Annotated in this window: 7 protein-coding genes and 1 pseudogene; 2 read left to right on the top strand and 6 right to left on the bottom strand. The window is 52.3% G+C overall.

Translation table 11 applies throughout. The features are described 5' to 3' along the window. Positions 1 to 1,182, bottom strand: a pseudogene (locus tag OB13_RS11145) (BamA/TamA family outer membrane protein); the annotation flags it as partial. A gap of 68 nt (positions 1,183 to 1,250) precedes the next feature. Further along, the gene (locus OB13_RS11140; protein ID WP_461490243.1) at positions 1,251 to 1,397 is read right to left on the bottom strand and encodes a hypothetical protein; all 147 of its coding nucleotides are present in this window, start codon (positions 1,395 to 1,397) and stop codon (positions 1,251 to 1,253) included. Positions 1,398 to 1,473: 76 nt separating this feature from the next. Here OB13_RS11140 and OB13_RS11135 point away from each other — a divergent pair, with 76 nt between their 5' ends. Continuing rightward, on the top strand, positions 1,474 to 1,803 hold the full coding sequence (locus OB13_RS11135) for a hypothetical protein (protein ID WP_461490242.1): 330 nt from the start codon (positions 1,474 to 1,476) through the stop codon (positions 1,801 to 1,803). 57 nt (positions 1,804 to 1,860) lie between these two features. On the opposite strand, the gene rclC is transcribed toward OB13_RS11135, so the two are convergent. Together rclC and OB13_RS11125 are read right to left on the bottom strand one after the other, a co-directional pair. After that, positions 1,861 to 2,481, bottom strand: coding sequence for a reactive chlorine resistance membrane protein RclC (gene rclC, locus OB13_RS11130; RefSeq protein ID WP_461490241.1), 621 nt, complete (start codon positions 2,479 to 2,481; stop codon positions 1,861 to 1,863). Positions 2,482 to 2,529: 48 nt separating this feature from the next. Next, entirely contained in the window at positions 2,530 to 3,360 is an 831-nt protein-coding gene (locus OB13_RS11125; RefSeq protein ID WP_461490240.1) for a helix-turn-helix domain-containing protein, read from the bottom strand. A 355-nt stretch (positions 3,361 to 3,715) separates the two neighbouring features. Between OB13_RS11125 and OB13_RS11120 the strand changes: the two genes are divergently transcribed. Then, positions 3,716 to 4,801, top strand: a complete 1,086-nt coding sequence (locus OB13_RS11120) for an endonuclease/exonuclease/phosphatase family protein (protein ID WP_461490239.1) — start codon at positions 3,716 to 3,718, stop codon at positions 4,799 to 4,801. A 100-nt stretch (positions 4,802 to 4,901) separates the two neighbouring features. Here OB13_RS11120 and OB13_RS11115 read toward each other — a convergent pair whose 3' ends face one another. Continuing rightward, positions 4,902 to 5,306: a hypothetical protein gene (locus OB13_RS11115; protein WP_461490238.1), complete on the bottom strand. Its 405-nt coding sequence runs from the start codon at positions 5,304 to 5,306 to the stop codon at positions 4,902 to 4,904. Between the two features lie 173 nt (positions 5,307 to 5,479). After that, the coding region (locus OB13_RS11110; RefSeq protein WP_461490237.1) for a carboxymuconolactone decarboxylase family protein at positions 5,480 to 5,797 on the bottom strand (318 nt) is incomplete at its 5' end.

Here is a 5,797-nt window from a genome sequence, read left to right as displayed (position 1 = left end):
CCGGGCCAGGAACTCATAGTAGGTCAGCGCCTCTTTCTCCAGGCTATTCCGGCGGGCGATCATGATCCGGGCAAGCTCATCGCCGGATTGCGCATAGATCTTGGGCGGCAAACGGCGCACGGCCTCCCGGATAACATCATCGGTGAGTGCCTGCTGCACAAAAGCGACCTCTTTTCGCCAATCCTCTTTCCCCAGATTGATCAGGAACAGGCGGTCGAAGTAGCGGGCATTGAAATTGAAGCCATTCACATCCCGGATCTCCTCATCAAAGCCCTGGAACTTAGGCATGATCCACTTGCGGGAGCCTATTTTGGGGATGATGCCTTCATTGGTAAAGAAAATCTGGTCCCGGTCACGGGGAACAGCCAGGTATAGGTCCCCTGTTTCGTCTTCGGTCTCGATCCAGCGCCACTGGTCTTCGTGGCGGTCCCAGTCGCCTGCTACTATGTCCATCAGGCGGGCCCGCAGTACGAGCCGCTGGTCCACCCGGTTGTCGTTGTCCTCTTCCAGCTTCTCGAGTACTTTCGCCGTGTCGTCGGTATCCTCTGCTTCCAGGGGTTCGCGCTCTTCAAACAGGTATACCTGGTTGGCAAATTCGTTGCGGTACTCCCCCAGCGCCGGATCGTCGGGCAGGTAGACGACCTCCGGATTGGCATGCGGCACGCCCAGGGCCTTGGCCAAAGGAGGCACGGCCAGGGCTCCGAAGGGATGAGAGGCCGAGATCTGATCCTGTACAATGGTTTTGGCTACTGTGGCGCGCAGGTACTCCGGCAAAGCCAGTTCGGGATCTTTCTGGATGGTGCGCAACACCCACTCATTGCCCTGGGGATCCTGCAGGCGAAGCGACTTGGTCTGCTGTCCGCCCCCTTTCTTCAGTATCTTCATGCCTCCCCTTTCCTGGTCGAGGTGGAAAACCCGCATTTTGACAGGTGTCGCCCACAGGTCGCGGTAGTTTTCACCGAACCACTTGCGGTGCGACTTGCCTACCTCGTCGTACTCAGGCGCTATGGCGATGGTAATGCTGTCCGCCACGGGAGTTACGGTTGTGCTCAGGTACACGGTTGTGCTGCTGTCAGGTATAGCTTCCACCTGCGCCTGCGCACCGGGAGGGCTTAACAGAAACAGGCTTGCGAAAAAGCAGCCTGCTACTGAAGCTCCTGTCTGTTTGTATGTTGGGCTCATCAATGTTCGTGTTGTCATGGATTGTAAAGACAATCGTTCTGTTGCTTTTGTTGTTATTATTAAGCGACCTATACCCGGATGGCTTTGATGCCGCTGATTCCGTGTTGTTCTTCCGGTTCCAAGTCCTCTACTTCATCTGCCAGAAATTGTTGCTCCGGCCTGTGGCAGATGTAGTTTATGTACTCCTCCACTACCGGATGGCAAAAGTCAAACAAAGGTTATTGCGCCAGGTAAGGTCCGCATTTCATACCCGCTTTTCAGGAGCATCTTATCGATACGTGATTTTAGCATTTGGTAACGGATATTATACGTGGCTTCCACACCAAATTTATTTTCTTCTTTACTGAAGAGGCAGATGGCAATTGTGCCTGCGTGCTCCAATACGAGCTGAGGGATTTGCATCGGCACGGTCGTTTGCTGTTGCAGGGAGTGGGGCAACCGGGGCGCACTGGCCCCAAAGAAAAGTGGGAGCAGCCGGTAAGCAGGCAGGTATGGCAGACGAAGGGGTTTGTCTGGTGGAATGGATTATCCGGTATTCATATCGTAGGCTACGCCCTCTGCCCGGAACGGGAAGGCATAAACAGGTCTGGCAGGTATAGCGCTTCTATACCTGCCAGATGATTTTCAAAGCCGCGATCCGGGAGGATCAACCGGTTTCAGGGAATCAGGTCACTGAGCTCACACCGTTTCAGCACGAAGTGCTTGGGTTGCGTGTACGGGTTGAGGTTGGTAGGTTTTCAGGAGTGTCCGGGCGGCATCCGAAGCCACCACCAATCCGCCGGCCATCATGATGATGTCTTTGATAACGAGGCGGCCGGCACCTGACAGGTATGGAAAACCGTGGTGCGCCCCGCCCAGGTCAGGCACGTATACCTCCGGGGTCGTGATCAGAAAGGAAAGCGTTACGATGGACATACCGAACGTGAGCAGACCTCCGATCAGGCCAACCTTGGCATTGAATATCCCCAGCAGGGTCAGCAGGCCGATGGTGATGATCACAGCGCCAAGAGCATAGGAGAAGGTATAGGTGTTGTTTTCCTGGTGCCAGGCCACATTTTTGGGGATCAGTTCGCCTTCTTTGTTTTTGTATTGCTTGTACTCCGGCGCATCCTTGCTATAAAAAAAGCTCATGACCGGGCTGTTGGCTACAAACGGAACAATGCCGTCTGCTTCGTATGGGAAGGCTTTCAGCCCCCCGATCCAGGCCATCACAATGAAGATGGAGATCCGGGTAAAATGGATGAAGTAGCGTTGGGAGTTGGCTAAAATATGGAGCAGGTTATCAATCGTATTTTTCATGCTACAAATCTAACCCATGCATCCGCGCAGGTAAATGGACAGATCTTTCTATCTCATGGACGAATCTGCCACGACAGAAATGCCAACCTTCTCCCGGAAAACCGTAGGCGAAACGCCGGTATGCTTCTTAAAGAAGCGGCTGAAATAATGCTCGTCGGCAAAGTTGAGCACGGCGGCAATCTCCTTGATGCTTTTGTAGGTGAGGTGCAGTTGCTTTTTGGCCTCCAGCACGACCCGTTCCTGTATGAGCTGGGAAGGAGACTTTCCGAAGTGCCGCTTACACTTTTTGGCAAGCGCATTAGGGGAAAGCGCCATCTGGTCGGCATAAAAAGTGATGTTGCGTTGCGTGAGAAAATTCGACTCCAGCAGCTCCCTGAATTTTTCGAGCGGGCCAGGTATGCTCCCCGCATCCGGCTGCTGTTCAAGCCGTTTTATTTTACTCGAAATGGCCAGGATGAGCTGCAAATAGGTCCTCAGGATCGGCTCCGAATACGCTTCGCCTTTCCCGATCTCGAAGCGCAGTTTTTCAAAAATCAGGTCTAGCTCGTGGTCCCGTAAAGGTATAAAGGGTTGTTTGTAGATGTTATTGAACAGCAACCCGTTGCAGGCCACTTCATCCTTGTGGTACTCGATGCAGTAAAAGTCGCCATGGAAGGTCAGCTGCTCAATGTCGAAATCTGTGGTGCCAGCTATGCTGATGTGCTGATAGGGCGTTGTGAACAAGGCAATTTTTCCTTCAAAATCATACTCCACAAAATCAATGCTGATTCTGCCGCTTCCCTCCATCAGCAGAATGTTGTAGTACTCGGACGAATACTGCCGGGCAAACGCGCTGCAACTTAGCTTCTGCAGTTTAAATAGATCCTGGAACGTTATCATCTGACTGGAATTCACGAGTGAATAAAGGTACTGCCAATTTCGCAAACTATTAAATCAGGCCCGGGAAGAGCCGGACTTCTAAGCGCATCCTATACCTGCGGCCAGGCTTCGTTTGTTTTTCGGTGCGGGCACGAGCGAGCTCTGTATGGACAGGTCAACTCCAAGAACCTGCTGCCCCTGCCCGCCGGTTCCATATCTTCCCTTTTACTTGATTACAGCCTGAGCGGCCTTCCACAAAAAGCCGGCACGCACCTCTCAGAAATCCTGCCTGGCAAATCCCCGAACCAGCCATTCTAACGTATCATATTTTACGAACGCATTTCGGATCGCACACGCATTTTGAACGGATCGGCTGATGGTTGACAAAATACTGGCATTATTCACTTTTCTTCTGGTGTTTGCGACCGTATTGCCACTCTGGCGCTATGAAGCCTGGTGGGTGCGGGGGCTCGACTTCCCAAGGCTGCAGTTCATGATCATAGCTCTTCTGCTTTTGGCGGCAGATGCGATCGCGCTGGACATGTACCGCTCCGACACCTGGCTGATGGCAGGTATGGCTTTTGCCTGCGCTTGTTTCCACTTCGGATGGATACTCCCCTATACCCGGCTTTTTCCGGTAGAAGTGAAGCCATCCAGGCACCAGAACCGTGAACACCTTATCCGCATCATGACGGCTAATGTGCTCACCCCCAACCGTAACTTCAGCGGACTGTTGGATTTGGTGACGAAACATGCGCCTGACGTACTGGTTACCCTCGAGACGGATCTTTGGTGGCAGGAAAAGCTTCAGGTGCTGGAACCGGATTACCGGTATACGCTCAAATGCCCCCTGGACAATAAATACGGCATGCATGTGTATTCCAGGTTGCCCTTGGAGGATACCGCCATCCAGTTTCTGGTAGAACCCGATGTTCCGTCCATGCATGCACTGGTGACCTTGCATTCGAACGTGAAAGTGCGCATGCATTTTCTGCATCCGGCCCCACCGAGCCCAACCGAGAACTCCGCCTCCTCCGAACGCGACGCAGAGCTTCTGGTCGTAGCCAAAAGTGTTTCCGATGAGCTTGGCCCTATCATTGTTACCGGCGATCTGAACGATGTAGCCTGGTCGGCTACCACGCGTCTTTTCAGGAAAGTCAGCGGCTTGCTGGATCCCCGCATTGGCCGGGGGATGTTCAACACATTTCATGCCGGCTACTGGTTCGCGCGCTGGCCGCTCGACCATCTGTTTCATAGTGAGCATTTCACCCTGACCTATATCCAGCGGCTCCCCTACTTTGGATCAGACCATTTTCCGATGCTTGTGGAGTTGGTGTATGATGAGACCCATGGTGCCGACCAGCAAGGGCTTGAGGCCGAAGAAGATGACCATGAATGGGCGGAGCGGAAAATGGATGCACAGGCTGTAGAAGAATCCGACGTGCATGAGCCAGGCAAATAAGGGGTGACAGGGCATTTCTATACCTTGGCACCCCCTTATTTGCCTGGCTCTGTGGATTTTAGTCCCGGAGAATTTTTAATTAAAAAGCTTATACGCTTCCTTAAAGTTTAGAATTGCTTAACTGGTCCAGTATATTTTCACCCAAAACGATATCGGCCACTTTGATGGATCCCAAACCTATCACCTTAAATACCCCACTAACCTGTAACACAGCAATCCGATCAGTAGGAGATACCTCCGCCACATAGGAAATACGTGATTCTGCCAAACGATTGGCAACCTTGTGGTGCATCTCCTTCACAGAAGTTGGGTGCGTGATCATGTTCCGCAGATCTGCCAGCAGGGTGAATCCTGGCTGGGCTATGTCGATGACTTTATTCCAATCGCTGAAGTAAGCTGGCACTACTTCGGGTGACTTCCAATAGTTGTTGATCCGAAAGTATACACGATTTTTGGTACGATCGTATTCCAACTCGTAGTATGGGTTGTGAGCTACTGCAATCATTGATTTAATTTAAGTACTGTGCCCAAAGATACGAAGTCCTTCTCCCAAAGATACGGATATCCACTCAAATACTGGTTTTGACAAAGGAGTTGCCCCTGTGAGACGGGGAGGCCTTTATTAAAATCACTTCCACTGCCCAGCCGGTTGCCCCTAAAGAAAAAGGATGTAAAAGATTAGGCGTTTTCCTCATTCTGAGTTTTTGCGGCGAAGGCATCCAGTACCCTGGCAGAGTAAATCAGCGCGGCACCGGCATTCACGGCAACGGCGACGCTGAGTGCCTCCACAATTTCTTCGCGCGTGGCTCCCTGTTTGATGGCCGCATCGGTATGAATGGTGATGCAGCCGTCGCACTGGCGGGTAACGGCAACCGCAAGCGCAATCAATTCGTGCACTTTGCCTCCCAGCAAATTGGTTTGGCTGCCGGAATTGCTCAACGTGCGGTAACCTTTCACGATCTCATGATTTGCACGGCCAATTTCGGCTATGGTGGC

The sequence above is a fragment of the Pontibacter sp. HJ8 genome (genome assembly GCF_054824225.1).
Note: the sequence above shows the minus strand (reverse complement) of the source record. Positions and strands in the feature narration are given on the sequence as shown.